Genomic DNA, 26,615 nt, shown 5'->3' on the forward strand with positions numbered 1-26,615 from the left:
CGAGCCAACATCGTCGACCAAATAGATCCGGTCCGTTTGTCGCCTGTCGTGTCCTTCGATGATGAAAAGACGGTCGTGTGATGGGCCAGGCCGTGTCGTAGCCATTTCAAGATGTCGGGGCGCCAGCCAGATAGAAATGTCCGGTTTTAAGGTTGGTTGGCTGCGTCTCTTTCCTCGTTTTGAGCGTTACGCAGTGCCGAAGGTCGGCGCCTGAACGGGCAGGGCGCTCACGTTCGTTTCTCCAGCTTTTGCAGACCGACGGCCGGGTTTGTTTGGCGGCTTTGCGGTTTGCCGACGGTGCGCCAGATCCACGATCACATGCTCGACGTCGGCCTGCGTGATCTCGCGTTGCTTCTTCTTGCCCGGTTCAGCCTCGTTTCGATTGGTCCGCGTCGCGTCGCCACGATGCGTTCGAGACGGGCTTTACCGATTCGACTGTTATCGCGTTGCGCCTGCAGCGCTTGAGCGACCTGCAGCACATGGCTCAAACGCTTGTGCTCAATGACGGCACTTGGATCGATTTCCGCCAGCCGGTCGTACTGCCTGTAGGGCAACACACGACCATCAGCCCGGATCTCGATTCGCCCATTCGGGTATTCCCACACCTCGATCTGGCGGTCGATCAGCTTTCAGTTGCTCGGCGTATCCTCCAGCAAGTACATCACCCGGTCGTACTGCACCGTGAGCGACTTCGTTACCTTCCGCGGCTCACGCCACGTCAGCACCAAGTCCAGACTCTCGTCGGCCTGTAGCGGCCGATGCGCGTTGAAGTCACTCTTCGGCGGCTTCGCGAAGCGCGCGTTGTAGGCGGCCATGAAGGAGGGCGCATAAGCCTTGGCGTCGGCCGCCGTGTTGATCCCACGCAGTCGCATCTCCTTGACCAATCGGTCCTGCAACGTCAGGTGCGCTCGCTCCACACGCCCCTTGGCCGAGCTGCTGTTCGCGCAGAACGTGTCGATGTTCAGCTCGTACATCGCCCGGCCAAACGGCGTAACGCGATTGCCAGTCTTGCCCGGCTTCATGTTGCGAAACACGCTGGCCTTGTCGCTGTAAAACGCCCCTGGCTTGCCATGGCGCTCGATGTACGCCCATGTCGCTTCGAAGTAGCTGAACGTCGATTCGGTCTGCGTGAAGTGCAGCATCATCAATCGGCTCGTCGCATCGTCGACATACACCAGCAGCGTGCAGGCAGGCGCCCGTTCCTCGAACCACCGATGATCGCTGCCGTCGATCTGGAATCAGTTCACCGAGGCAAGAGCGCCGCGCTCGCGGCTGGTAGGCCTTCGGCGGACGCTGTCGGCGCGGAATCCACAAGCCAGCGTCCGTCATCAGCTTCCTGACCGTTTCCTTGGCTAGCCGAATGCCGTGACACTCCCAGAGCTTCTCGCAGGCCAGCGTCAGCCCGAAATCGGCGTAGCGATCGCGGATGATCGACAGCGCCCGGTCGGCGGCCCCTGGGTCCAGGCGACGGTTGCCGGGACCGCCACGCTTACGCGAAGCTAGTTCAGTTGCGCCGGATTCCCGATAGCGGATCACCAGGCGTTCGATCTGCCGCACTGTCAGCCCCAGCCGTTCGGCTGCACGGCCGGGCTTCAAGCCCATATCCACCACAGCCTGGATCACCTTCAGACGGTAGAGTTCTCGCATGTTCAATGTCACCAGGGCTGTTCGGTGCATCGCCGACTCCATGATCTGACCGGGAGCCGGCAAGCTTACGCGGCACGAAAGCGGACATTTGAACTTAGCTAGAAGCGGACATTACAACTTAGCCGCTACAATCCGATATGTCGATAATCATCATTATGTCAAATGAGCGATAATTCTCGATTGCAGTGGACGCGAGACCGGCCCACCTCGCCGGAGCACTCGGACGGCCCGTGTGGGTGTTGCTGTCGGCTGCATGAGATGAGCGGTTGTCCAACAGCTATCGCGATATGCCGTGGTACAGGTCCAAAATGTCGTGAATTTAATCAAAAAGACCGACCAACAGCCTGTCATATGACTCGATCTGCTTCGAGTTTGTCGACAGAAATCCACCGATGAATTCACGCTGTCGATTCTTGTAATCAACCCATTTTTCATCGTGTGAATCGATTGCCTGACCGAGTTGCAGGGCACCCTCCTCCGCATCCTGTTCATTATAAAAATAACCGAGCTCACGACACAGGTATGCGTTGTGAATCAATGCATACCCGTTCCAGCAAACATCGAAATAGAAGTAATTCAGTGCGAGTCCTGATTGATGGGATATTACGATGTCGGTGAATTCGGAAAGAAATTGAGGGGTGTTGTAATAGCCGACAAAGCTAATTTTCGAATCTCGCACCAGGTCGAGGTGGTGCGCGATGCCAATGAATTCGGGGCTGTTTTTTGCAAGATGCTCGGTGTTCGTTGCATGCACATAAGCTATCTTCTCGCCAAATTTTCGATAGCCCAGTTCTGCGATCAAGAGCGGATAGAGGCAGAACTTCGTCACGTCGATATTCGGCTCCATGACGGAGAGGCGCTTCGGCTGCCCGGTTGGACGATACTCCCCGTGATGAGGGAGCGCTGCCGACCGCTCTTCGACGCACATCGGGTCCCAGACGAACGGGACTTCACGAACCGGCTGGCGCCGTAATACGCTGAAGTAGCTCGCGCTGGTATCGACAACTTGCGGGATGATCCACACTTGATCATAACGTTGGTTGATGAATACCGTTTCCGCGTGGCGTCTGCCAAAAATCATCGCCTGCATCATGTGCACGTATTCCGGCCCGCAGCAGTAACTCACCACTTTTGTGCCGCGTACCTGCAGATACGCGGTTTGCTGCTGGTCAATTTGTCCCCCGAGTTCGATCAGCACATCGAGCGAATCTTTCGCATCGTCGAACGAGCGGATCGGATACTGCGTGGTATCCCACGGAAGTTCCGACGTGATCTTGACGTTCGTGGTATTGACGAGGGTTACCTGATGGCCAAGCGGCGAGTGTTGAAAGAGCTTCATCAGATACAAGGCATTCTGCTTGATGCCGTTGACCCAGAGACTCTCTGCCGCGTGGTGAAGGCCAATTGTGATACCGATGCTGAGCGAGCGTGCCAAACTCATGGGAGATCCTCCAGGGTGCCCATCCGAAAAGGAGTTAGATCATAGCGCTGCACTCGTCCCGGGCTGTCAAGAACTGTCAAAATATGACAGGCGGCTCGGCACGGTCGACCCTGCTTCCTCGGGCCGCGACGGTTGGCGCCATCAATCCCCGCGTACGCCGGATCGGCGAATGCGCGAGATCCACACCGCGATGGCCTCGTACGGATCATATTTCGTGCCGGAACGGCAATGCCCTGCAGCCAGGTCGATCACGCAGCCTCCACGCGCGCCAACCTCGACAAGGTGCCCGATTTTTATCACGGCGCGATATCCCGACGCAGCATGAAAATGCGCGCCTACCCGGGACGTTTGTTAAATAGCTTGAGCGACCGCCAACGTGCGAATGATTTGACGTACTATCCGCCCGTCATCCTGGCTGATGTCGAATACGGTCGACTGACCTTGGGCAACGGCCACGGTTTCTTTAACTTCGGAAGCTCGAGCCGGGCGCCGATTTCATCCGAACGCCAGGACCGATCATGTTCCAGTCCCCCGGAGATTCATTCGTCAACGGTTCGTTGCTGGGCTTGTGCGTCGAGGTTCCGCTTGCCGCGGTCGTTTCGCTGGCGATGCACGGCGTCGACTGGAACGCTCCGCGCATCGCGATGCTCATCGCCACGCCGGTGCTGATCGCGTGCGTCACCCTGCTGACGCGCCCGGTCGCTTTCAGCACGGTGTGGAAGCACAAACGCTCGCCATTCGTGCTCGACGACAATGTGCGCGCATCGATTTACGGCCGGCTCTGCGGGATTGCGATCGGCGTCGTGTTCGGCATCATGGTCGCGACGACGTTCGCCTGATCCGGTCGACAGGATGTCCCGACGAGACTCACTGCAGGCGTGATGCCGGGTTCGCGCGCGGTGAACAGCGCCTTCGAAAGCACGTGTTCACCCGCATCCCCCATTTACTCGGGTGCCTTCTCGTTACCCTCGATCACGTCGCCGCGACCAGCGCATTGAACGACGTATCCCACAGCGGCGCAACATTGGCCGGCCCATCCAGCACACCGATCCGAGCGAACACATCCGCGACCTGCTGATGCTGCGCCACCACGTCGGGCGTCACCGGCAGCAGCGCGTAGTCTTCGCTGCGCTGATCGAACATCGCGACGAGATCGGCGACCGGCACGCGCGTCTCGCTGTTCTGCGCGAGCGCATAGTCTCGGAAATGCCCGTTCGCCCACGCATACGCGCGCCGGAATCGCAGCAGCAGATCGCCCGTTGCCGCGCGACGGCGCGCATCGTCGAGCGTGCGCGGGTTCGCATAGACCGGGAAATTGCCCGACAGATAGCCCTTCCCCGTCTTCAGCACACGCGCACCGTAGCGATTGCGCGCGAGCTGGCCGTTGTAGCCGTAGATTGCCCACGCGTCGATGTCGCCGCGATCGTATGCGGACAAGCCATCGCTTGGCGACAGGTTGATCGGCAGGATGTCGTCGAAGCTCAGGCCGGCCTCCGTGAGCTGGCGATACAGGAAGTAGTGCGACGTCGTCGCACGGACGTACCCGACACGCTTGCCCTTCAGGTCTGCAATGCTGCGGATCGGCGTGTCCTTGCGCGCGAGCGTGACTTGGTTGTTCAGGTCTTCGCGCACGCGGGTGATGAGCCGGACGTTGGCCTTCTGCCGCGCGGCGAATACGGCCGGAATTTCGCTGCCCGAACCGATGTCGAGCGCATCCGCGTTGAGCGCCTCGATGTGCAGCACACCGTTGTTCAGCTCGCGCCAGTCGATCCGGTACGGTGTGTCGGCCAGCCCGGCCGCCTGCAGCAGCGCGCGCCAGCCGCCCTTGTAGGTTGCGACGCGCAGCGTGGTGCCGGCGAGATCGGTGTTGGCAGCGGGCGTGGCGAACGCGACCTTCGCGGCCCATGGCGCCGCCGCCACCGCGGCGCCGGCAAACAGCAAACGGCGACGCGCCGCCGAAATTGACGACATCGGATGCTCCTGTCGATCGATCAAACGGGAAGTGAAGATCGCCGCGTCAATGCAGCACCGGAAATCCGTGGCGTTCGGCCAGCAGTTCGAGGATGCGGCGCGCGTCGGTGACGAAGCGCACGTCGCCGAGCGTCTGTGCGTCGTCCGGCGCCGGCTGGTCGCGGCCGAGCACGAGGACCGGCAGCCCCTGGTGCGCATCGTCGAGCGCGTCGATCACCGCGTGCCGCGGCCGCTCGAAGCCGACACGTTTCACGTCGATTCGACCCGCCCGATCGGGCGCGCTCGCCAGCAGCCCCTCGATCGACAATCCATGCGGGCAGACGAAGCGCTGGCCCGGATGCTTCGGATCGGCAAAACCCGGTTCCAGCAGAAACAGCACATCGCGACTCATGACAGACAGCTCCCGTGTTCGTTGTTCAGCCGGGATGAATGCGCTTGGGCGCCCTTCTGTTCCCGGAGCATGCCGGCCCGAGGCCGGATGCCAGACTCTACCGTCACGCGTCGCACGGCCCTACCAACGTTTTGCGGAATCGATATGCGGCCACGCGTAGCGCATCGGGCGCCCGCCGCACAGCGGGCGTTGCGTAAAAACATCGCGCGCCGGGACGCAGGTATTGCGTACATCGAACGATTTCAGCGATCGATATGACGGCGCCCGAGTGTATCCGGTGCCCGACGTTCGCCGTTCGCGCGATACGTTCGCCGCAGCATGGGTGCCGGACGCGATCGCGGCGCACATGCAGGGCTTGCGGCAACGCCTATTGCAAATCGGCCGCGTAGCGATTTGCAAACCACGGATCGACCGTTCGCCGGCGCCGCCGTCATCAATAGGATCGTGATCCTCGCAGATGTACCCATAAAAAAGAGGATAGTCATGATCAGAAAATCGGTAGTCCTGGGTTTGGTTTCGATCGGTTCGGTCAGCGCGCATGCGCAGAGTTCGGTCACGTTGTACGGCGTCGTCGATGCCGGTTTCGCCTATACGAACAACCAGGGTGGCGCAAGCAACATCCAGCAGACGAGCGGCAAGCTGAGCGGCAGCCGTTGGGGCTTGAAAGGCGTGGAAGATCTCGGCGGCGGGCTGCAGGCGGTCTTCACGCTCGAAAGCGGGTTCCGGCCGAGCGACGGCGGGCTCGGCCAGGGCGGCCGCCTGTTCGGCCGCTCCGCATACGTGGGCCTGGCCAGCAAGGGGCTCGGCACGCTGACCTTCGGCCGCCAGTACGAGCCGATCACCGACCTCGTTGCGCAGTACTCGGGGTCCGGCTTCTGGTCGCCGGCCACGCACGTGGGCGACAACGACAACATGAACCAGAGCTTCCGCCTGAACAACGCGGTGAAGTTCCGCAGCGACACGATCGCCGGCTTCACGGCCGACCTGCTCTATGCGTTCAGCAACCAGGCCAACGGTGGCGCGGGCACCGGGTTCTCGAACAACAACGCGTGGGGCGCGGCGGCGAACTACGTGAACGGCCCGTTGTCGGTGGGCGCCGGCTATGTCCGCATCAATCATCCGAATTCGACGTCGAATACGAGCGGCGCGGTGGGCGGTGCGACCTCCACCACCGGCAACGATTACAGCGGCGGATTCTTCTACGGGCTGAACGGCGGCGTGCTCAAGCAGCAGATCGGCGTGGTGGGCGCGAACTACGCGCTCGGCCGTGCGACGCTGGGCTTCGCGTGGAGCCACACGCAGCTCGACTATCTCGACCGTTCGTCGCGCAAGTTCAACAACTACGACGTGAACGCGCGTTACCAGATCACGCCGGCCGCCACGCTGATCGGTGTCTACACGTTCACCGACGGGCGCGCGAGCGGCCTGCCGGGCACCGGCGGCCAGACGCTGAAGCCGCGCTGGCACCAGTTCACGCTCGGGTTCGACTACGCGTTGTCGAAGCGCACGGATATCTACCTGTCCGGCATCTATCAGCTCGCGGCCGGCGATCCGAGCACGGCGACGGCGGGCGGCTATCGCAGGATCGCGGCGATCTCGAACATCGGGAGCGCTTCGTCGACGAACCGCCAGGTCGCGTTCGTCAGCGGGCTGCGCGTGAAGTTCTGACGGCGCGGACCTTCCCTGGCACCAGGAAGGAAAGGCTGTAGCCGGTGTCGCCGACGACGTCGAGGCTCTCATCCTCGAACAGGCGTCGCATCAGTTTTTCGAGTTCGTGCAAGGTCATGGGCTCGTGCCGGCCCGGTGACGGGCGACGGAATGAACGGAGGTGCGGCGGTCATTCTAACCATGCGGACGTGCGCCGACCCGGCCCCTTCGGGACATTCGCGTGCTGCACAGGCCAGCCGGCGATGTGCGTCATGCAAGGCTTCAAGCCCACCCGGGCCGGGAGACGAATCGCGAGTCGACGGTACCGGCCCGCAGAATGGGCGTTGTCAGGTTGCGGGCGACAACCTGAGCGCGTCGTTGCATCCGGATTCGCGCGGATTTCGTACCGGCCGCCTGCCCGTGTCGCCGCCGATGCCCATGCACTCCAGCGTGAGTGCCCGGGCATCAACGGCGCGCCGCAAAGGCATCGATCCCGGCCACCTCCGCGGACCACGCCCACAGACGCACCGCCTGCTCCGGATCGATCGCATGCGGCCGCACGCCCGACTCCTCGTTTCCCTCCGTGACAACCGCGATGTCGCAATCCTCGCAATAGACCCCGCCGATCCCGGCAACGCGCGGCGACGTTGCCGCCCAGACCTGGGTTGCCGCCCCTTGGGCAGGCGTCTTGAAGGTCGGATCGATCGGCACGCCGTGTTCGTCCACCCAGCCTTGAGCCATCATCTCTTCGCGTGTCAGGTGACGCTGCAGCGGGGTCGCGATCTTGCCCGGATGCAGCGAATAGGCGCGCACGCCAAACGGGGTGCCGAGCGCGTCGAGGTGCACCGCGAACAGCGCGTTGGCGGTCTTCGACTGCCCGTACGCCAGCCATTTGTCGTAGCCGTGTGCGAACTGGACGTCATCCCAGCGAATCGGTGACAGGCGGTGCCCAAGCGACGACACCGCGACCACGCGGGCGCCGTCACCCTGCGCGAGCACGGGCCACAGTCCGTTGACGAGCGCGTAGTGCCCAAGATGGTTGACGGCCAGCTGCGCTTCTCGGCCATCGCCGACCCGCGTCTCCGGGCACGCCATCACGCCCGCGCTGTTGATGACGATGTCCACGTCGCGGCGCGCGTCGACGAACCGCGCCGCGAATGCGGCCACGCTCGCGAGATCGGCGAGGTCGAGCGCCGCAACCTCCACACTGTCGATGCCACGCGTTGCTTCGCGCGCGGCATCGACGCTCCGTGCGCCGACGATGACGGTCGCACCGGCTTCCGCCAGTGCGCGCGTCGTTTCCAGGCCGAGACCCGAATGGCCGCCCGTGACGATCGCGGTCTTGCCATGAAGGTCGAGATCGGCCAGTACGTCGCTTGCCGTCGATGCGGCGCCGAATCCGGAATGAAGGGGGTGTTGCCTGCTCGTCATCGAAGGCTCCTGGAACGATGCGTGAAGCACGCGCCCGCCTGTCGGTCGCGTCACTGCACGAAGTCATTCTCCAGCGATGCCCCCGGACTGTGAATGCAATAGAATCCGGTTTTTCGGCGAGATCGTCCGGAGCGTGAGCGTGGATCCTCTATCGGAAGTGCTGTCGCTGCTGGAAACGCGCGATTCGTATTTCACCGGCCTGAAAGCAGGCGGCGCGTGGGCGGTTGCCATTCCGCCGCCCGAGGGCATCAAGTTCAATGCGGTTGTCGAAGGAAGTTGCTGGCTGACCGTCGACGGTGCGGGACCGCCCATTCAGCTGCACACCGGAGACTGCTTCCTGCTCGCCTCGCCGCGGGCATTCCGGCTGGCGAGCGATCCGTCGGTTACGCCGGTGCCTGCCGCCGACGTGTACCGGAACGTCGAACGCGGTATCGCGCACCATGGCGACCCGGTGAACTGCTTCCTGATCGGTGGCCGCTTCTCGTACGAGGAAGGCATGCCGCTGCTGCTGGGCAGCCTGCCGCCCGTAGTCGTCGTGAGCGGGGACTCAGAGCAGGCGGCGGTGCTGCGCTGGGCGCTGCAGCGGCTCGCGCATGAATTCGGCAAGCCATCGCCGGGGGCATCGTTGATGGTTCGGCATCTCGGTCACATGATGCTGGTCGAGATCCTGCGGCGCTACGTGGACGACGGCGCGAGCAGCGATGTCGGGTGGCTTGCCGGGTTCGCGGATTCCCGGGTGAGCACGGCACTTGTCGCCATTCATGCGGAGCCCGCGCGACGCTGGACCGTCGACGAACTCGCGACCTGCTGCCACGTATCGCGTTCGACGTTCGCGCTGCATTTCAAGCGGCGGCTGGGATTCGGGCCGCTCGAGTACGTCCTGCGCTGGCGCGTGCAGCTCGCGATGCGGGAGCTACGACGCTCGAACGCGTCGATATCGGCGATCGCACAGATGCTCGGCTACGACTCGGATAGCGCGTTCGGACATGCTTTCAAGCGCATCGTGGGCTGCTCTCCCCGCGCGTATCGCCATGACTTTGCGAGCGAGTCCCGCGGTTAGCAGGCCGTTGAAATCCAGTCGTAGATTTGCGGATCGTTTGTCGCTGCAGTTTTTGTGAAGCCTGATGACAATATCGGATCGAGAATCGATCGATATTGGAAGCGCGTGCAGACCGTTGATCAACGGTCTGCACTGAATGGATGTGCCGTCTATTGGAATATTGGAAAAGTGGGCGGCCCTCGGAACAAGGTGTAATTGGAACAAAATCCCGCGCCGCTGATAACTGTCAACATTGACAGGGATTGTTCCAATTCGAGTGGCGGCCGAATCGACGACAGCACCGCCTCGCCGATCCTTTCCGTTTGGAAATGGGCGGATGAGCTTTTACGCGTGACGCCATTTTGCCAATGTAGGCAGATCGCGCTCGGCGGCCGGATCATCCAGACGGATCCAGCTATAAAACGTGCCGTGCCATCCCGGAACGGGTAGCGGGGCCGCGCAGCGAATGTCCGCGAGGCCCGGCCGATAGGCCTGCGATGGCCAGAACAGCGGCATGATGCGGCGCGCTTCCATGCCTTGGCGCAATTCGGCCGGTCCGCCCGCGTCGGACACGATATCGCAGTGGAACGACCAGTCCTCTTCGCTCCAGGCGAGAAATACACTTGGCGCGCCGACGGCATCGAACATCAGCACCGCGTCCTGATTGGGGCGCCAGTAGTATTCGACGATGCCTTCCCGCGCGGCCACCTCGTCGATCAGTTTGACGATCCGGGGATCCTGGTAGGTCGCCCCCGCCTCATGCAGGCTGATGTGCCCGCGGGCCGCGCAGCACTTGCGTTTCGCGTCGTCCAGCGCGGTTGCCAGCTTGCGCGCCATCTCGACGTCGTTTTTCTTCAGATAGCAATCGATCAGCCCCGCGTTGAACGCGGCCACCGCCTCGCGCTCGTCGGCGATGCCGGTGAGCAGGATTTTCGTGCAGTTCGCGTTGCGGATGGAGGTCAGAAACTGGATGCCGTCGACCTCCGGCATCGAATAATCGACGACCACCGCGCCCACCGCCTCGAATCGGGCAGGATCGGCGAGCGCATCCTCGCCGATCGCATTCCCGCCTGTTTTCTCCGCACCGAAATAGTCCGCAGCCGTTGGCGGCATCTCCGTGTCACGCGACGACACGAAGTCGAGCGCCGCCTGGGGGTGCGTAAAAAAGTGGTTCAGGCGTTCGTCCGGAAATGCGCCCCGCAGCGCCTGCAGGAAATCCGGATTGTCGTCGACAAATACCACGGACACGGGATAGAGCACCGGCTGCCTAACGAAGGGTTGCATATGGGTCTCGATAAATCAGCAGAAAAAGAAGCGGTATCGGAGACGCTTTACCGCGAATGATTATCGCCGCAATTATCCGGTGAAAACGAGACGCACATCAACTGTTCCGCATCCGTGAATTCGGCACGTTTCAAACGCGCCGCGCAGCAGAATTGCACGGGGAGAATCGGGCCATTCCTTCTCGTTGAAGGAATGCGCAGCTACCGCCAGTAGCGATTCAAGGAGTTATCCATGTTGACGCGAGACGCGATTCTTCACGTCCTTTCCAACGAAACGGCACATCTGTCCGAGAAAACCTTCCACCACGTGGTCGACATTTACCTCAAGGATTCCAATGCCTTCATGAATACCTATTTCGCACGCTATTTCGAATGGCAGGGCGTGTGCCGTGAACGCTGGTTTCACGAATGCATCCACAACAACCTGATGGCGGCCGGCGGGGCATTCGTGACGAAGCGCGCGCATCAGGAATACATCCACGAGACGTTTCCGTTCCAACGCGTGGATTGCTTTCTCAATACGTTCGAGGTCCGGCAATGTTCGGCCTACCTGCTGTTTCGCTTCTACGTTGACGGCCGACAGGTGTCGCTGGGGTATCAGCAAATCGTGTTTGCCGGTCCCGACAAGCGGATCCGCCGGTTTCCGCCGGGCATCATCGAGCGGGTCAAGGCGTATGAACTGATCCTGCCGTCCGCCGCGAACTGAATGTGAGACCGACTTACCCGATGCGATAGCGCCGGGGGAGCGCCGGCGGATCGCGCAATGCATGGTCCGCGGGCGCTCCGGGCTCCGGCAGCCGAATCGTGAACGTGGTCCGCACGCCGGGGACGGATTCACACGTGATGGTGCCACCGAGCGCTTCACATGCGCGGCGGCAAAAACTCAGTCCCATGCCGGCGCCGCGCCCATGCGACTTGGTCGAGAAAAAGGCGTCGAAGATTTGAGGTAGCACATCCGGGGCGATGCCCGGGCCCGTATCGCTGAAACGCATCACGCAGTAACCGTTGCTGCGATGCGCGTCGATCTCGATCTGCCCACGGCCGTTTGCATGGATCGCGTACAGGGCATTTTTCAGCAGATTGAAGATGACGAAGATCACGAGCGAGTCGGATCCGAAAAACTGGATGTCCGTATCGATCGCGTCGACCGATACGCGGTCCCGCTCACCCGGACGGAAGGGAAAGCGATCCACGGCGGCGTCGACACAGGCCCGTATCGGATAGGCCGCGAAGCTGTGGCGATCGAGTCGGTCCAGCGTAAAGGACGCCAGGGACATCTCGACCACCGTACTCGTGGTGTCGACCTGGCGCCGGATCGACGACGCGAGCGCCGGTAGCCGCTCCAGCTGCCCCGGATACAAGCCGTCGGCGCACAACCGGTGCTCCACCGCCAGCCGATAGCCGCGCAGCAGCACCGGCAGGACGGTGCGCAGCTCGTCCGCATGCAGGCCGATCGCCGCCAGCGGCGTGGCCACTTCGTGCGCGACCGTCGCAGCCAGGAGATAGGGGCCCATCAGGCCATAGCGGACGATCGACGTCGCGAGAATCCCGAGGCTGATCGCGATAAACAGCACCCCCACCGGATAGAACTCGACGCCGTAGTTCACCGCATAGTCGGTCGCCGCGAGCGAGTAGAGGCCGAGGCTGACGAGACATTGCGTGAGCAACTGCCGGACGTCGCGCGCCCGCCCCTCGCGTCTTGCGTCGATCAGGAGCCAACCGCTGCGGACGACCAGGAGTACCGTCTGCGCGACGTGCAACGGATGCAGTGGGCCCGCGTTGGGATACGGGCCAAAGAAATGCGGGCGGAATCCATCGACGACTGCATTGCTCGTGACCAGCAGCACGGCCAGCAGGACGCAGAGTCCGTAGGACGCGAATATGAACGGCCGCTCGCCCCGACGCGACACGACCTCCGTCACGAAATGATAGAAGGTCGTCGGCAGAAAAACGATGAACAGATAGCCTGCCTTGACCAACACGTTGGCGACGTCCGCGTCGGTCGTCTGGAACAGGAAGGCCCACGTTCCCTGCCAGACGAAGGTCGTCGCGCACATCAAGGCGAACGGGACGGATACCCGCGTGAGGCCCTTGGTGGCCAGCACGTAGAGGCCAAACCCGAGAAACAACGCAGATACAAACGCAGGCAAGATCGAGTACATATGCGTGAATCCACAATGTTCACTGGTCGCGCACCACTGAACTGTCCTGGCCGGTGCCATTCGCGAGAGTAGCACGCCGTGGCAGGCGAGCGCGCGCGGCGGGTTTGGCCACGGGGCCTCCGTGCGTCAGCATCGTTGCTCGCGTTGTGCGAAACCCGATTTTGATCATGCAGGTCACGCCATCAGGATAAGTTTTCTTATCACAATAGCTCGATTGGAGAGCCGAACTCGCATTTGTGCAAACGCCCCGCATGCAACGAGGCGTTCGCCTTTCAGCGCCCGATCGGCAACCCGGTCGGCTCGATCCAGCCCAGCTTGTAAGCGATCAGCAGCGACAGGAACAGCGTGACGGACAGCCCGACGCGTGCCGCGAGCGACCATGCCATCCGCTTGGACTTGCCGCGATCGTGATTCATGAAGTACAGCGCGAAGATCAGGCTCGCAATGATCATCGCGAATGCCACGGAAACCAGCAGAGTTTTCATTGGTGATGCCCTTGAAGATCGGAATCGGCCTGAATCAGTTCGGCCAGTTTTTGCCGCTCGTCGGCGAGCGCGCCGACGCCCGACGCCGGCCAGTCCAGCGCGACGCCATTGCCCAGCGAATCGCGCACGAGCGCCTGGTAGCGCCGGTCGTTGATCCGGCCGTGGTCCATCGTTTCCGAGATCTCGCGCCGGAACGGCAGCGGGAAGCTCGCGTACGCGCGCGACAGCGCCGCATATTGTCTCGCATCGATCTCTTTCGACGATGGTATGACAGTCCAGATCACCACGGCCACGATGGCCGTGAACGGGATCGCCGTGTAGCGGAGAATGAACTTGATCGGGGTCATGAAACGGTGGCCAGAAGTGATCGCGAAGGCGGTCGGCGCGGCCGTGCGGCAGCGAAGCCGCAGGCCGGCCGCGTCGGGTGACATTGTACTGAATGCCCTATTGGACTAACAGAGTATGATAATGGCATTATCATGTTCATCACATGATTCGAGACCCGGCACCTGTGCGCAGGCGGCATGCCCGCCCTGCCGTCCGGTGCCGGTCGTCATGTCCGTGCCCGCGATCCGCGGCGATTGAGCGAAGCCCCTGAGCCCCTATGCCAGCGCAGTACTTTCGAAACCTGACGGGAAAACACCGCAGCGCGACCGCGAACCGTCAACTCGGGTTTTCGCTGGCGTTCGTCGCCGGCGCGGCCAATGCCGGCGGTTACCTCGCGGTCAAGCAATATACGTCGCACATGAGCGGCATCGTGTCGGCGATCGCCGACCAGACGGCGCTCGGCGACGTGCGGCTCGCGCTGGCCGGCATCAGCTCGCTGGGATCGTTCCTGATCGGCGCCAGTTGCTCGGCGATCCTCGTCAACTGGGGCCGCCGCCGCGGCCTGCACAGCCAGTTCATGCTGCCGCTGCTGGTCGAGGCCGCGCTGCTGCTCCTGTTCGGGCTGCTAGGCAGCCACCTCGCGCTGTGGGAAACCTTCTTCGTGCCGGTGACCGTGACGCTGCTGTGCTTCATCATGGGGCTGCAGAACGCGACGATCACGAAGCTGTCGGGCGCGGAGATCCGCACGACGCACATGACCGGCATCGTGACCGACCTCGGCATCGAGCTCGGGAAGCTGTTCTACTGGAACCGGTCGGCAGTCGACGTCGACGCGCATGCGGTCATCGCCAACCGCTCGAAACTGCGGATTCACGCGACGATGCTCGCGTCGTTCTTCATCGGCGGCCTGGCCGGCGCCATCGGCTTCAAGCATGTCGGCTACGTATCGACCGTGCCGCTCGCCGCGGTACTCGTCACGCTCGCGATCGTACCGGTGATCGACGACCTGCTCGTATTGCTCCGCAGCAGGCGCTGATCGCGCACCGGGAGAGCGCTTTCGGCGGTGGTGCCGAAGGCGGATCGATTATAATTTGATTAACATACCGACCACCCTCGCCTCGTAATGGAAACGAAAACCGCCCGCCTGACCGTCCTGATCGACCCCGCGAAAAAGGAAGCCTTCGAGATGCTCTGCGCAGAGCAGGACCTCACGCCCTCGCAAGTCGTGCGGCAACTGATCCGTGAGTATCTCGACCGCCACGGCGTGACGTACAAGACCAAGAGCGCGCTCGGCAAACGCGTGAAGTAAGCGCGGCCGTACAGGGCCGCGCGGGCAGCGGCGACTGCCTGCCGGCTACGCGCCGATTTCCCATCGCCCATGCGGCTGCGCACGCATCACCAGCCGTTGCGGGTCAACGCCCTCCCCGGCTTTCATCCGCCTCGCCGTGGCCGCCAGCTTGAGCTCGCCGGCCCGTGCACACGCAAGTGCGCGTTCGAGCAGGATGCGTAGCGACGGCAGCCGGTTGCCGCCCTTCCATGCGAACGCGATGAAGTTGGTGTCGTCGCCGCACGGCACCAGCGTATACGACACACCGAATACCGCTCGCAACTGCTCGAGATGCTCGGGCAGCGCCGGATCGTCGTCCATGAAGTTGATTGCCAGCACGCCGTTTTCGCTCAGGCGCGCGTGACATGCGGCGAGGAAGGCGGCGCCCGTACAGCGGCCCCGCATGCCGTCGGCGACGAATGCATCGTGCAGGATCACGTCCGTCCTGACATCCGCCCTTTCCAGATGATCCGCGCCGTCGGCGCACACCACCGTGAACCGGCCGTCGTCAGCGGGAATCCGGAATACGTCACGCAGCGCGATCACGTCCGGGTTGATCTCGACCGCGTCGATCGTCGAACCGGGCAAGTGCCGGTAGCAGTACTTCGCCAGCGAACCGCCGCCGAGCCCGAGCATGCAGATGTGCGCGGGCTCGGGCTGCAGCAGCAGAAAGCCCATCATCACGCGCGTGTAGCCGAGCTCGAGCCGGCCCGGATCCCGCAGCGACATGAAGCTCTGCGTGCCGAGATGGTCGAAATGCAGCGACAGCGCGTGCTGCGTCTCCAGCACGAACGGCCGGCCGTCGTTCAGCGGCGTCGCCAGGAACCTGACGAACGCGTCGTAGGAAATTCGATCCTCGGCCATGAACGGGCAGTCGATTGCTGACGGTGGATTGGAGCGTGCGCGCTCAGACTTTCTTCAGGTAGCAGGCCTTCAGCATGAAGCCGCCCATGTCGGTCTTGCAGTCGACCTCGTGATCGCCGCCGACAAGCCGGATGCTCTTGACCTTGGTGCCCATCTTAAGCGTGATCGACGAGCCCTTCACGCGCAAATCCTTGATCAGCACGACCGAGTCGCCATCCGACAGCACGTTGCCGTTGGCGTCCTTGACGACGTCGCCCGCCGGTTCGTCGCCCGTTTCGGCGCCGGCGCCGGCCGACCATTCATGGCCGCAGTCCGCGCATACGGTCAGCGTGCCGTCGGGGTAAGTGTTTTCCATCGCGCATTGCGGGCAGGCGGGGGCGGCGTTCATTGCAGCTTCCATTCAGGGGGAGTTGAGTCGTCGATAAAAAGGCCGGGCGCGCTGGCAGCGCGGCCCGGCCGGCCTGAAGGCACGCGCCGACGGGGCGGCGAGCCGCCTCCGGCGCACACAGCATTATAATGCAATACACATATCTTGGTTGCTGTATTATAATCAGCGTTTTCGCGCCGTTCGCCGGACTTGTGGCCCGTTTCGCCGAGAATGCCGGCACATCCACGCAGGATGACACGCCCCGTCCGTGCGGCCGGCTGCCCTGACTCGTGCTGGAAAGCGCATTTCACGCGCCCCCCGCGCCCCCCGCGCCCCGGCAGTCGGGTGCCGCATACCGATCCCGACGTTTCGTCCAGAGGCTCTCCGACATCGTGGCAACCGTTGTGTACGTTGAAATCGGCGCCGCGTGGAACCGCAACCGCGGCTACGCCGCACGAGAAGCAGCCGTCGACGCGGCGCGCGGCTTCGCAAGCGACATCCTGCTGATCGCGAACGGGATCAGCAGCGATGCGAAGGACAGCGCCGCCGTCGCGGCGCTGCAGGTGCACGGCGGCACGTCCGCACAGGTGCTGGCCACCGGCCCCGACGAGGAGGCGGCACTGCAGGCGCTGCTGCCCGTGCTGCAAGCGCGCTGACCGGCGCGCCACCCGATGTCACGGCATCCCGCCCACCCCGAATCCCCTTTTCGCGAGGAAGCGATGAGCGATAACTTCACGTCCAACACCCCGAACCTTTCGGCCTCCGCCATCTGGGCGCTCGAACGCCTCGCCGATGTCCGCTACGGGCGCGACGCACCGGCGCTCGGCTGGTCGATCGCGAGCGAACTCGTCAGCGCAGGCTTCGTCAGCCATTCCGCGCACGGCCGCTCGGGCGCGTCGATCACGGCCGAAGGTCGGACCTTCCTGAAGAACCGGAAGTAGACCGCCGGCGGCCGCGAATCAGCTTGATCCTTTTGAGCATCGACATGGCGATTTTGCGTCGCATGAGGAGCGTCCTGCGCTTCTGAAGCGGAGTCACCGGGCCTCGGCCTTCCGATCAGGGAGCCAGTCATGAGCCGCATCGCCATCCCCGCCGTCGAAATCGCCACCGGCGCAACCGCTGACGTGTACGCACCAGTCCGCAAGGTCGCCGGCGGCACCGTCCCCAACCTGTTCGCCGCCGTCGAGTTCGCGCACCCTGCCGTCGTCGGGATTCCCGAGGATCGCGCGGCCGCGCAACACGACGTGCTACGGGATCTCGCACGCAGGTGATCGCTCATACGTGATCGCCCACGGCGCACCGAACGCGCAGCGTATTTCGAGCTTCCCGGTGATCACGACGAGCGCCATGAAGCGGCTGAGCCAGTCGGATTCGAGCATCATGCAGAGTGAGGGAGGCACACCGGACGGCGGCGCGCATCGCCTGAAAGTCCGATCATCGTGCGGGAAGCCGATGGAATCGCGCCCGCTTCCCGTGGACGTCGTCGATGCGGCGGCACCACCTCCGGCCGCGCGCACCGCAGCCCGTCCGTGCAAGGGTTTTGCTATCATTCCGGCTCCCTGTCTTGCCGAATCGGACATGCCCGCTCGCAGCGGGCCGCCGTTGCCTGCCGTCAATCGCACGTCGTCGCTCGCCGAGGAACAGCGCCGCCCGATCTGCCTGCCGGTGCGTGAACGGGACCCAACCAGCGCGGCATCGACATGCTGACGGTCTGGCCGTCCCGCCCCCCTCCTTTCCGGAAACCACGATGCCGCCTGTCTCCTCCCCGCCCGTTCTCGACACACCGCGTCTCATCCTCGAAGGCCATCCGCTCGGCGACTTCGAGGCGCTCGCCACGATGTGGGCCGAGCCGAAGGTCGTCGAGCACATCTTCAACGGCGAGCCGTCCGCGCCGCGCGACTCGTGGATGCGCATGCTCGCGTATCGCGGGCTGTGGCCGCTGCTCGGCTATGGCTACTGGGCGATTCGCGAGAAGGCATCGGGCCGCTATGTCGGCGATCTCGGCTTCGCCGATTTCCACCGGCTCATCGAGCCGTCGATTCGCGGCGTGCCGGAAGCCGGCTGGGCCCTTTCGACGTGGGCGCACGGCAAGGGTTACGCGACCGAGGCGCTCTCGGCCGCGCTGGCATGGCTCGACGGGCAACACCGGTTCGAGCGCAGCGTGTGCCTGATCGCGCCGACCAACGTCGCGTCGATCCGCGTGGCGGAAAAAGCGGGTTACGGGGAGCCGGTGCAGATCCGGTTCAACGACACCGATTCGTTGCTGTTTTCGCGCGCGAGCCGATAGGCTGTTGACGACTGGCAGGTTGCCGCCGGCATACCGCATCGACTGGCGGCGCCGGCGCGCCCTCCCTGCTCAATCCACTGCCGGTTCATAAAGGCTCGTAAAGAGCCTGTTGTCCATCGGCCAGCAGTTGCCGCAATCATCGCGCAAGATCCAGTCGCCCGACTTTACCGAACGCCAGCCCTCCGGCGTAGCGATCGCTCGTCCGCCTTCACGGGTTTCCACCCGATCATGGTCGCCATCAGCGAACCACCGTGTTGCATCGACATAACTGATGCGTTTTCGAAATCGCATACCGCCACCGAAATGTTGAGACCTGACCGGCACGTTCAAAAACCTGTCCGTGTCAATGCATGTGCGGCGCGAAACGCCGTGAAATGGATGCGCGCCACGAAAGGGATCGGGCGGCCATGACATCCGCGCCGGGCGACGGCGGCCGGGGCGCCAGCCGGGTTTCGTGCAACGCCTTCCGGCCCTCCGCGACGAGTGCCTCCAGCGTTTCCCGTGCGGTGATCGAGATCCGGATATCGATCTCCCGCATTCTCCCGATCGCCGTGTGAACCTCGTCGGGTTGATCGGGTGACAGCGCCATCAGGAATGCCGAACGTGTTTCTGCTGCCCGGACGGCCTCGCTCCAGTCGGCGCGGGCGACCGCGACTTCGATCGCGTTCGTGAGTGAATCGAGACTCCGGATGATTTGAAGCGGCGTCATTTCGCATTTCTATCAGAACATCGTACGAGCCTTACGTTTGCTTCCGGAAGGCCGGGGTGACGTCGACATTGATTCGCACGCGTCGAACACCGGCAGTGCCTCGCCGAACGGGCGCAACGGGCGAGCGATGACACGCTGCGGTCACCGCCTTCGCATCTGCATTCCCTTCTGTGGCCAGCCGGAAGCGGCTGTGCTTCATGCTCGCCATCGAGTCGCCACGATTGTAAGGACCTGTCCGTTGCCCGGTTCGTAATATTTTGTAATGATATGTCGAGCAATCTTTACCGGATGGCGGCCCGGGCGGGCGTGCTTTCCACGCGCCATTTTTCCGCAAACGTTTCCGCGCGCACGACACCGCGCCCGCCATTGCTGCCGGCCCTGAGCCGGATAACACGCCTGGCCTTATCGCCCAGCCATCGCCCCGTTCCGCGATGACACGATTCCACACTTTCGCCCATTTGCCTGGCTGCATGGGCGTGGTGATTCGCGTGCGGACGGAGCGGCCCGGCGATGCAGATTTCGCCACATTCCACGGGAATGTTCAGAAGTATCATGCGCGTCTCTTCAGCTACCCCACGTCGGACTGGGCGTGAGCGCTCGCCACCATCCCGTTTCATCCCCTCGTTTAGCGATGCCCATCCGAATCCTGCTCGTCGAAGACGACGTCCACTTGTCCGCACTGATCGCGGACTATCTGCGCACGCATCAGTACGAGGTAGACCGCTTGTTCGACGGCACCGACGCCGTAGCCACGATCGTCGCGCGTCACCCCGACCTGGTGCTGCTCGACATCAACCTGCCGGGCAAGGACGGCTTCGAGATTTGTCGCGAGGCACGCATGCAGTACGACGGCATCGTCATCATGATGACGGCCCGCGACGAACAGTTCGACGAGTTGCTCGGCCTGGAATTCGGCGCGGACGACTTTCTCCACAAGCCGGTCGAGCCGCGCATCCTGCTCGCACGGATCAAGGCCCATCTGCGACGGGTGCGCATGCGTCCGGACGACGTCGAGCCGGCATCGCCTCATCGTTTCGAGTTCGGCAAGTTTTCGATCGACCGGGCCGATCGCAAGGTTCGTCTTCCCGACGGCAGCGCACCCCGCCTGACGTCGACCGAGTTCGACCTGCTGTGGGCGCTCGTCTGCCGCGCCGGCGAGGTGGTCAGCCGAAAAGACCTGACGCTGCTGCTACGCGGCATCGAGTTCGACGGCTTCGACCGCTCGATCGACGGCCGCATTTCGAAGCTGCGCCGCAAGCTGGGTGATGACCTGACGGAGCCGAAGCGAATCAAGACGATCCGCTGCAAGGGCTATCAGTTCAGCAAGCACGCGTGGGAATGACGTGCTGCCGTCACGCGTAGAGCAAATTGAAGTTGTCGACACGAGATGAATGTCCCGCAAGCGGCTCGACGTGCGAATTGACGGCTGTATTGGCAATATCGTCGAAATGATGTCGTCCACTCGCCCGTACCCGCGTCAAATTGATCGACTCGCGTAGTGGATCAAGCGCTCCGGCGGGAACGTCCTGATTTCCAGACCGACTCCCGACACGGTAGCGAGCCTTCGGTCCGCTCGTCTTGCCCTTGTCCCGGCGCACCTTCTCGAAGCCAAAAATCGAAAACCTGCGCAGGAACCCGAACGGTTAAAAGAGGTGCCGGCCCGGCTGTCGTGCGTAAACGTCAGCCGGCCGCTTGCTCGCCCGATTTATGCGACAACGCCATCCTGTCATGTAATTGCATGTAATGGATTCCGCGATGTGACGGGCCTAATGTTTATCCCAGACAGAAGCCCATCCTCAAACCTTGCCAATAAAGCGCCGACGATTTCGTCGATTATATGCAGATGCGTCAAGGTTCTTGCGACAAGGATGATTTCCATGTGAGGCTGCTGTCGAGAAGGAAGCATTCATTTATCGAATCATCCAATTACCCTCCGAGGGAAAAATGGCAAAAATTCATTACACGGCCAATACCGACTGGCTCATCGGCGTCACCGATCGCGTCAAAGGCAACCGGGTGGTGCTCGTTCCCGCCACTACGAACCCCCTGTATACCGAGTGGGACTTCCAGGCGGATGGCGGAATCACGCTGCACAGCGACCCCTCGCTCGCCATCGACTGCGGAACGGTATCCAACGAGCAATACCTTGCCCTGAACACCTACGTGAAAAACCGCGCGTCGGCTTCTCAGCAATGGCAATTCACCCCGCAATCGGACGACCCGCAATCCGGTTACATCCAAAGCGTGGCCAATTCGCAATATGTCTTCGACCTCCAATGGAGAACGGTCGCGAACGGCACGCCCATCTGGATATTCGCGGCAAACGCATCGGATGCGGAGATCTGGAGCCCGGCTCCCGTCCCCCAGGACTCTTTCAAGAAGTGATCTGACCCATGCTTCGATGGTGCGCCGATCGACTTGTTCGGCGCGCCGTCGTAACTGCCGGCGGGCACGACGCACCGAATCGCTGGCAGCCGCGGTTGCCATCCGCGTGGGCGTGCCGAACCGCATGGCGGACCTCGCACGTCCGCAATCCGTTCGCATTGCCTGAAATCGTGCCCCCAGGCCCTTGCCTCGTCACTACGCCCGACTAATGCAACAACGCCCAGACGCGGCGCTCATCCCATGGATACGGCCGACAGCGCGTGACCTCCGGGGGACGTGGTCAAAAGACCGCCTGCTCTCGAGCCAACCTGCACCACTCTCCGCATGCGAACGGTCCACCCACCGAAAAAGACTGTGTCGGGCTGGAATTTTCCGCAAACGTGGCTTATTTTTTATTCACTCACCTTGAGAAAAACTCAATCGGCGTTTGCAATTGCCTCTTGAGGAAACGGCGTCACGAGCAGTAAAGAGCGTGAAATAAATGGTGAGTTTTTCGGCGCGGTCGCGGGTTACAGCTTTCCCTGTCACTTCGACCGCCGGACTGGCCTTTTCGCACCTGCGAGTATCGGATTCATGTTGAGAATTTCGATTGTGTTGACGACTCGCATTACTGCCTAACGGGGTGAAATAATGATCAAGGTATCTTTTGCAGGTTATGGCGTAAATACTGACACATACGACGTGACGAGCCAGGTAACGAAAATGTATGCGGACGGCATCAGAAGTTTTCGTGCAGACAACAAAAATTGGGGGGATCCGTCCCCCGGCCACGACAAGTGCCTTTTTATTGTTTGGCAGAACGGTTCGGGAGCATCTGGTTCTGCAGTTGTCACGGAAGGGAGAACCATAACGCTTCCATGAAGCGTTCTTGTTGAGGCTGAATGCGCTGTCCACGGGATTTGGCCGCAACGAAATCGTGCCCATTCGCGAAACGACGCGCGGAAGAAACGACGGACAACTCGAAGTCACGCGTTCAGCCCGAGCTCGGACGGAATTCGTGGCGACCAACGGGTGAATGAGGTTGACTCGTTTCCGTGAGCGGTTGGGCCGTTGACTTCCACGCAGGCGGAGTTCCTCCGTTTATCGTGGTGCGGACGAGTTGTCCACGGCCGGTTGGAGGGTCGCCTGTCACGACCGTGACACCGGCCGGCGGTGGGCAACTCGCCCGGTGTCTTTGTTCGGGCAGGCCCGGCATGTGCGCCAGCCGCGCGCCGTTTGCGCCGCGGCTGCCGCGTGCACGGGTTTCATCGACGAGCCATGCGGCCCGCGTGTCGAACGGCCGTGCCGGTACGCGCTGGCCGGCTGCCGCCCTACCGCATGTTTCCCGTATGACCGAGCGAATAGCGCCCCGGCTGCGGCCACACCGTCAGCCCGTGCGGCTCCATGCCGACGGGAATCGACCGGACCGCGCCGCTCGCGGTGTCGATCGCGTAGACGACGTCATCGAAGCGGCCCGACAGCCACAGCGTGTTGCCGTCCGCGCTGACGTTGCCCATGTCGGGACTGCCGCCGCCGGGAATCGGCCAGGTTGCGACCACCTTGCGCGTCGCGAAATCGAGCACCGATACGCTGCCCTTGCCGTGACGCGGCCCGTGGACCCGATTGGAGCCGCGATTCGCGATATAGAGCTTCGTGCCGTCGCGGCTCGGGTACAGGCCATGCGTCCCGACGCCGGTCGGGATGAAGCCGATCTTCGTGAAGGCGTCGCCATCGACGACGTAGACACCGTCCGCCATCATGTCGGCGACATAGAACACCTTGCCATCGGGCGACACGCGGATGTCCTGCGGCATCCCTTTGCGGTCGAGTTCGAGATAGCCGACCACCTTGCGGTTCACGAAATCGATCTTGGCCAGCTTGCCGCCGAACTCGCACGTGAAGAGCGCGTACCGGCCGTCGATCGAAAAGTCGGCATGGTTGATACCCTTGCATTGCGGCACATCGACGCTCGATTTCAGCGCCATCGTTTTCGGGTCGCGGAAGTCGAGCCGCGCATGCGCCTCGGCCACCACGATCGCGTCCTTGCCGTCGGGCGTGAAATACATGTTGTACGGATCGTCGACGTTCACTGTCTGGCCGGGCTTGCCCGTCTTCGGGTCGATCGGCGTCAGGCTGCCGTCGGTTCGCCCTTCGGCATTGTTCGCGACCCACAGCGTGTGCAGGTCCCATGCCGGCACGACGTGCTGTGGGCTACGGCCGACCGCGAACCGGTCGACGACCTTGTACGTGGCCGGGTCGATCACGTAGACGTCGTTCGATCTCAGGTTCGGCACGTAGATGCGCGGCAACGCGCCCGCTACCGCCACGCTCATGCGGCCGGCCTGCGCCTCGCTGTACAGGTTGTCGGGATGGAGGACGGGCGGCATGCCGGGTACGGTCGCGACGGCGGCCGCCGCGATCGCGCCGCGGGCGCCGAAGGCCAACGCCGCCACGATGACGATCGCGGGGCGGGAGAAGCGGAGGTGACGGCGAAAGCGCGGTTGCATGACGATGCCCCGGTTCGATTGAGTGGAACGACGACAAAAGTAGCGCGATGGCGCGGCCGCGTCAGCGGCCGGCGATTTCCTTTCTGATCGCGTCGACGGTGCGCGACACGATGGCGTCGGTGCCCAGCCGGCCCAGATCGACACTCGCATGACGCGGATCGCCGCCGTAGACGCCGTCGACGGCGCCCGGCTTCGCGGCGTTGCGCAGCTTGTCGACCCTGACCATGCGCGGCTCGACCGCCAGCAGCAGCGCCGTATCGGCCAGCCCCGCATGCGTGCCGATATCCGCGGCCGGCACGCCATGCTCGCGCAGGATCTGGTCATAGCCGTCGGAACTGGTGCCGTAATACGCGGCCGGCACGAACGCGCGCGCGCCCGTGCCGGCCCACGACTTGTTGAGCCTGGCGACCGACTGCTTGATGTCGTTCTGGTAGCCGCCGTGGTCGCCGAGAAACACGATGTTCGTGAAGCCGTGCACGCGGAAACTGTTGGCCGCGGATTCGAGGGTCTTTTCGAAGACGTCGTCGGGCACGGTGATCGTGCCCGGGAAGCGCATGTGCGACGTCGGCGGCGCATAGCCGCCCTCGGGCACATAGGCGATGACTGGCGCGACGATCGCGTTGCCGAGGCCTTCGGCGATCCGCTCGGACAGCACCCTGACCCGCGCGTTGTGCTTGCCGAGCGCGACGTACGGCCCGCTTTGCTCGGTCCCGCCGATCGGAATCAGGAGGGTGGTCTTGCCGGCCCGGATGCTGTCGCGCAGTTCGGTCCAGGTCATGTCTTCGAGCTGCACCGTTGCCGGCGCCTGGGCAAGCGCGGCTTGCGCGACAGTGAAAGCGAGGGCGGCGAAGACGACGCGTGGCAGGCATTTCATCGCGGATTCTCGACGGAAGAAAAGGGACGACGCTGCGTTTCCTCGAAACATAAACGAACTCGCCCGGCTTGTCGCTGACGTGGCGCAACGATTCACGCCGAAGGTCGCGAGAAAGCCATTCGTCAGAATTCCGTCTTGCGTCGCGAAGCCTGCCGCTCCCGGTCAGCTCGCGACGAGCCCGTTCGATGCGTGGACGAGGGCCTCTCGCGCCCGCTCCTCGTCACCGCCGATCACGCCGGCAATACGGCCACCGCCTTGATCTCGACGATATAGCCGGGCGCGCCGCCCAGCATGTGCGCACCGACCGCCGTCCACGCCGGCTTCGGGTGCGCAGCGAGGTAACGGTCGCGCACCTGCATGAACAACGGGAGGTCGCGCATGTCGGTATGGAAGGTCGTCAGGTCGACCACGTCGTTGAACGATGCGCCTGCCGCCTCCAGCACGCGCTTCAAATTCTCGAATGCCTGCACGATCTGCGCTTCACGGCCTGCGACGAGCTGCATTGCCGCATCGCGGCCGATCTGGCCGGATACGTACAGCGTATCGCCGACCTTCAGGCCCGGTGCATAGCCGATTTTCTCGTACACCGCTTCCATTCCCGCCGGAACGATGGCTTTGCGATTACTCATGGGAGTCTCCGTGGCCGGCGTCTTCGCGCCGGCCGGTGGGTTGTCGATGAATGCACGTTGAACGCGTGCAAGCGGCGTCACGACACGCCGTTCAACCCGTATCGCCGCCCGCGACCGGCAGCACCGTGCCGGTGATGTAGCTCGCCTCGTCGGACGCGAGGAACAGGATCGGCGCGATCTGTTCGTCGAGGCTGCCGTAGCGCTTGAAGAACGTCGATTCCGTGACCTGGCGCACGGCTTCGCCCATCCATGCCTGTTCCTGCTCGCTGTCGCCGGCCGCGTTGCGCGGCACGCGGCGCGGCGGCGCGCTGGTGCCGCCCGGCGCGGTGGCCACGACCCGGATGTTGTGCGCGGCGTATTCCATCGCGAGCGCCGCCGTGAGCGCATTGACGCCGCCTTTCGCCGCCGAGTACGGCACGCGGCGGATGCCGCGCGTCGCGTTCGACGAGATGTTGACGATCGTGCCGCCGCCGCGCACGAGCAGGTGCGGCAGCACCGCGTGGCACGTATAAAGCGTCGGCATCAGCGAACGGCGGATTTCCGCATCGATCTGCGCCGGTTCGAATTCGGCGAACGGACGCATGCGGATCGCGCCGCCGACGCCGTTGATCAGGATGTCGATGCCGCCGAACGTCTGCACGGCGTGCGCGATCGCCGCATGCGCACCGTCGTACGTCTCGAGATCGGCGACGAAGCCGGCCGTCTCGCCCCCCGCCGCTTCGGCCGCGACCTCGGCGACGAAATCCGCGCGATCGACGAACAGCACCCTGCCGCCTTCGGCCGCCGCGCGCAGCGCGACGCCGCGGCCGATGCCCTGCGCGGCGCCCGTGACGACGATGACCTTGCCAGAGAATCGTTGCATG

At 63.2% G+C, this 26,615-nt stretch carries 31 protein-coding genes and 2 pseudogenes; 14 read left to right on the forward strand and 19 right to left on the reverse strand.

Annotation, left to right across the window (positions count from 1 at the left end; all coding sequences use genetic code 11):
* Positions 1-186 precede the first annotated feature (186 nt).
* Positions 187-1,677, reverse strand: a pseudogene (locus C5O79_RS05405) (ISNCY family transposase).
* A 289-nt stretch (positions 1,678-1,966) separates the two neighbouring features.
* Complete coding sequence (locus C5O79_RS05410) at positions 1,967-3,088, reverse strand: DUF2827 domain-containing protein (RefSeq protein WP_122477752.1); 1,122 nt, start codon at positions 3,086-3,088, stop codon at positions 1,967-1,969.
* 608 nt (positions 3,089-3,696) lie between these two features.
* Between C5O79_RS05410 and C5O79_RS05415 the strand changes: the two genes are divergently transcribed.
* Complete coding sequence (locus C5O79_RS05415; protein ID WP_240687900.1) at positions 3,697-3,927, forward strand: hypothetical protein; 231 nt, start codon at positions 3,697-3,699, stop codon at positions 3,925-3,927.
* Between the two features lie 133 nt (positions 3,928-4,060).
* Here the strand turns inward: C5O79_RS05415 and C5O79_RS05420 are convergent, their stop codons facing one another.
* Together C5O79_RS05420 and C5O79_RS05425 are read right to left on the reverse strand one after the other, a co-directional pair.
* A complete protein-coding gene (locus tag C5O79_RS05420) occupies positions 4,061-5,059 on the reverse strand; it encodes an ABC transporter substrate-binding protein (protein ID WP_122478963.1) in 999 nt (332 codons plus the stop codon).
* Positions 5,060-5,105: 46 nt separating this feature from the next.
* Positions 5,106-5,450, reverse strand: a complete 345-nt coding sequence (locus C5O79_RS05425) for a DUF3088 domain-containing protein (RefSeq protein WP_046546845.1) — start codon at positions 5,448-5,450, stop codon at positions 5,106-5,108.
* Between the two features lie 483 nt (positions 5,451-5,933).
* Between C5O79_RS05425 and C5O79_RS05435 the strand changes: the two genes are divergently transcribed.
* On the forward strand, positions 5,934-7,118 hold the full coding sequence (locus C5O79_RS05435; RefSeq protein ID WP_122477745.1) for a porin: 1,185 nt from the start codon (positions 5,934-5,936) through the stop codon (positions 7,116-7,118).
* Here C5O79_RS05435 and C5O79_RS38025 read toward each other — a convergent pair.
* Positions 7,093-7,236 carry a hypothetical protein gene (locus C5O79_RS38025; protein WP_163009062.1) on the reverse strand — a complete coding sequence of 48 codons (144 nt, stop codon included), beginning with the start codon at positions 7,234-7,236 and terminating at the stop codon, positions 7,093-7,095. The genes C5O79_RS05435 and C5O79_RS38025 overlap by 26 nt on opposite strands.
* Positions 7,237-7,562: 326 nt before the next feature.
* Positions 7,563-8,528: an SDR family NAD(P)-dependent oxidoreductase gene (locus tag C5O79_RS05440; protein WP_122477743.1), complete on the reverse strand. Its 966-nt coding sequence runs from the start codon at positions 8,526-8,528 to the stop codon at positions 7,563-7,565.
* 139 nt (positions 8,529-8,667) lie between these two features.
* Between C5O79_RS05440 and C5O79_RS05445 the strand changes: the two genes are divergently transcribed.
* A complete protein-coding gene (locus C5O79_RS05445; protein WP_174242190.1) occupies positions 8,668-9,588 on the forward strand; it encodes an AraC family transcriptional regulator in 921 nt (306 codons plus the stop codon).
* Positions 9,589-9,912: 324 nt separating this feature from the next.
* Here C5O79_RS05445 and C5O79_RS05450 read toward each other — a convergent pair whose 3' ends face one another.
* Positions 9,913-10,851 carry a response regulator gene (locus C5O79_RS05450; protein WP_122477738.1) on the reverse strand — a complete coding sequence of 313 codons (939 nt, stop codon included), beginning with the start codon at positions 10,849-10,851 and terminating at the stop codon, positions 9,913-9,915.
* Between the two features lie 231 nt (positions 10,852-11,082).
* On the opposite strand from C5O79_RS05450, the gene C5O79_RS05455 reads away from it, so the two are divergent.
* Complete coding sequence (locus C5O79_RS05455) at positions 11,083-11,556, forward strand: thioesterase family protein (RefSeq protein ID WP_039371669.1); 474 nt, start codon at positions 11,083-11,085, stop codon at positions 11,554-11,556.
* A 13-nt stretch (positions 11,557-11,569) separates the two neighbouring features.
* On the opposite strand, the gene C5O79_RS05460 is transcribed toward C5O79_RS05455, so the two are convergent.
* The 3 genes from C5O79_RS05460 to C5O79_RS05470 all read right to left on the reverse strand — a co-directional run bounded on the left by C5O79_RS05460 (position 11,570) and on the right by C5O79_RS05470 (position 13,844).
* Complete coding sequence (locus C5O79_RS05460; protein WP_046546830.1) at positions 11,570-13,012, reverse strand: sensor histidine kinase; 1,443 nt, start codon at positions 13,010-13,012, stop codon at positions 11,570-11,572.
* A gap of 272 nt (positions 13,013-13,284) precedes the next feature.
* On the reverse strand, positions 13,285-13,497 hold the full coding sequence (locus tag C5O79_RS05465) for a twin transmembrane helix small protein (protein ID WP_006489184.1): 213 nt from the start codon (positions 13,495-13,497) through the stop codon (positions 13,285-13,287).
* On the reverse strand, positions 13,494-13,844 hold the full coding sequence (locus tag C5O79_RS05470; RefSeq protein ID WP_027792574.1) for a hypothetical protein: 351 nt from the start codon (positions 13,842-13,844) through the stop codon (positions 13,494-13,496). The genes C5O79_RS05465 and C5O79_RS05470 overlap by 4 nt, the downstream gene beginning before the upstream one ends.
* Positions 13,845-14,101: 257 nt before the next feature.
* On the opposite strand from C5O79_RS05470, the gene C5O79_RS05475 reads away from it, so the two are divergent.
* Together C5O79_RS05475 and C5O79_RS05480 are read left to right on the forward strand one after the other, a co-directional pair.
* Positions 14,102-14,860 carry a YoaK family protein gene (locus C5O79_RS05475; RefSeq protein ID WP_046546829.1) on the forward strand — a complete coding sequence of 253 codons (759 nt, stop codon included), beginning with the start codon at positions 14,102-14,104 and terminating at the stop codon, positions 14,858-14,860.
* An 87-nt stretch (positions 14,861-14,947) separates the two neighbouring features.
* The gene (locus C5O79_RS05480) at positions 14,948-15,133 is read left to right on the forward strand and encodes a ribbon-helix-helix protein, CopG family (protein ID WP_021158209.1); all 186 of its coding nucleotides are present in this window, start codon (positions 14,948-14,950) and stop codon (positions 15,131-15,133) included.
* A gap of 45 nt (positions 15,134-15,178) precedes the next feature.
* On the opposite strand, the gene C5O79_RS05485 is transcribed toward C5O79_RS05480, so the two are convergent.
* Together C5O79_RS05485 and C5O79_RS05490 are read right to left on the reverse strand one after the other, a co-directional pair.
* Complete coding sequence (locus C5O79_RS05485) at positions 15,179-16,015, reverse strand: spermidine synthase (protein WP_122477736.1); 837 nt, start codon at positions 16,013-16,015, stop codon at positions 15,179-15,181.
* Between the two features lie 43 nt (positions 16,016-16,058).
* Positions 16,059-16,403 carry a zinc ribbon domain-containing protein YjdM gene (locus C5O79_RS05490; RefSeq protein WP_021158207.1) on the reverse strand — a complete coding sequence of 115 codons (345 nt, stop codon included), beginning with the start codon at positions 16,401-16,403 and terminating at the stop codon, positions 16,059-16,061.
* 371 nt (positions 16,404-16,774) lie between these two features.
* On the opposite strand from C5O79_RS05490, the gene C5O79_RS05495 reads away from it, so the two are divergent.
* The 5 genes from C5O79_RS05495 (at position 16,775) to C5O79_RS05515 (ending at position 18,669) form a co-directional block, all read left to right on the forward strand.
* The gene (locus C5O79_RS05495) at positions 16,775-17,038 is read left to right on the forward strand and encodes an HPr family phosphocarrier protein (RefSeq protein ID WP_039371647.1); all 264 of its coding nucleotides are present in this window, start codon (positions 16,775-16,777) and stop codon (positions 17,036-17,038) included.
* A 63-nt stretch (positions 17,039-17,101) separates the two neighbouring features.
* A complete protein-coding gene (locus C5O79_RS05500) occupies positions 17,102-17,323 on the forward strand; it encodes a hypothetical protein (RefSeq protein WP_046546827.1) in 222 nt (73 codons plus the stop codon).
* A 129-nt stretch (positions 17,324-17,452) separates the two neighbouring features.
* Complete coding sequence (locus C5O79_RS38500) at positions 17,453-17,653, forward strand: hypothetical protein (RefSeq protein ID WP_236862413.1); 201 nt, start codon at positions 17,453-17,455, stop codon at positions 17,651-17,653.
* A gap of 10 nt (positions 17,654-17,663) precedes the next feature.
* Complete coding sequence (locus tag C5O79_RS05510; protein WP_131931228.1) at positions 17,664-18,089, forward strand: hypothetical protein; 426 nt, start codon at positions 17,664-17,666, stop codon at positions 18,087-18,089.
* A 40-nt stretch (positions 18,090-18,129) separates the two neighbouring features.
* The gene (locus C5O79_RS05515) at positions 18,130-18,669 is read left to right on the forward strand and encodes a GNAT family N-acetyltransferase (RefSeq protein WP_047853587.1); all 540 of its coding nucleotides are present in this window, start codon (positions 18,130-18,132) and stop codon (positions 18,667-18,669) included.
* Positions 18,670-18,738: 69 nt separating this feature from the next.
* Here C5O79_RS05515 and C5O79_RS05520 read toward each other — a convergent pair whose 3' ends face one another.
* From C5O79_RS05520 to C5O79_RS05530, 3 genes are all read right to left on the reverse strand, one after another.
* Positions 18,739-18,993 carry a hypothetical protein gene (locus tag C5O79_RS05520; protein WP_236862433.1) on the reverse strand — a complete coding sequence of 85 codons (255 nt, stop codon included), beginning with the start codon at positions 18,991-18,993 and terminating at the stop codon, positions 18,739-18,741.
* Positions 18,994-19,012: 19 nt separating this feature from the next.
* Complete coding sequence (locus C5O79_RS38505; RefSeq protein ID WP_226148505.1) at positions 19,013-19,258, reverse strand: hypothetical protein; 246 nt, start codon at positions 19,256-19,258, stop codon at positions 19,013-19,015.
* Between the two features lie 401 nt (positions 19,259-19,659).
* Entirely contained in the window at positions 19,660-19,932 is a 273-nt protein-coding gene (locus C5O79_RS05530) for a hypothetical protein (RefSeq protein ID WP_131931230.1), read from the reverse strand.
* Between the two features lie 77 nt (positions 19,933-20,009).
* Here C5O79_RS05530 and C5O79_RS05535 point away from each other — a divergent pair, with 77 nt between their 5' ends.
* From C5O79_RS05535 to C5O79_RS05545, 3 genes and pseudogenes are all read left to right on the forward strand, one after another.
* The gene (locus C5O79_RS05535; RefSeq protein ID WP_046546824.1) at positions 20,010-20,720 is read left to right on the forward strand and encodes a response regulator; all 711 of its coding nucleotides are present in this window, start codon (positions 20,010-20,012) and stop codon (positions 20,718-20,720) included.
* A 602-nt stretch (positions 20,721-21,322) separates the two neighbouring features.
* On the forward strand, positions 21,323-21,763 hold the full coding sequence (locus tag C5O79_RS05540; RefSeq protein ID WP_122477732.1) for a hypothetical protein: 441 nt from the start codon (positions 21,323-21,325) through the stop codon (positions 21,761-21,763).
* Positions 21,764-21,815: 52 nt separating this feature from the next.
* Positions 21,816-21,929, forward strand: a pseudogene (locus C5O79_RS05545) (IS5/IS1182 family transposase); the annotation flags it as partial.
* A gap of 1,144 nt (positions 21,930-23,073) precedes the next feature.
* Here C5O79_RS05545 and C5O79_RS05550 read toward each other — a convergent pair.
* The 4 genes from C5O79_RS05550 to benD all read right to left on the reverse strand — a co-directional run bounded on the left by C5O79_RS05550 (position 23,074) and on the right by benD (position 26,614).
* A complete protein-coding gene (locus tag C5O79_RS05550; RefSeq protein WP_122477730.1) occupies positions 23,074-24,249 on the reverse strand; it encodes a YncE family protein in 1,176 nt (391 codons plus the stop codon).
* A gap of 61 nt (positions 24,250-24,310) precedes the next feature.
* Positions 24,311-25,123, reverse strand: a complete 813-nt coding sequence (locus tag C5O79_RS05555; protein ID WP_122477728.1) for a creatininase family protein — start codon at positions 25,121-25,123, stop codon at positions 24,311-24,313.
* 230 nt (positions 25,124-25,353) lie between these two features.
* On the reverse strand, positions 25,354-25,752 hold the full coding sequence (locus tag C5O79_RS05560) for a RidA family protein (protein ID WP_046546820.1): 399 nt from the start codon (positions 25,750-25,752) through the stop codon (positions 25,354-25,356).
* 91 nt (positions 25,753-25,843) lie between these two features.
* Positions 25,844-26,614 carry a benzoate diol dehydrogenase BenD gene (gene benD, locus C5O79_RS05565; RefSeq protein ID WP_046546819.1) on the reverse strand — a complete coding sequence of 257 codons (771 nt, stop codon included), beginning with the start codon at positions 26,612-26,614 and terminating at the stop codon, positions 25,844-25,846.
* Position 26,615: the final 1 nt, after the last annotated feature.

The sequence above is a fragment of the Burkholderia sp. SRS-25 genome (assembly GCF_004343765.1).
Classification (GTDB): Bacteria; Pseudomonadota; Gammaproteobacteria; order Burkholderiales; family Burkholderiaceae; genus Burkholderia; species Burkholderia contaminans.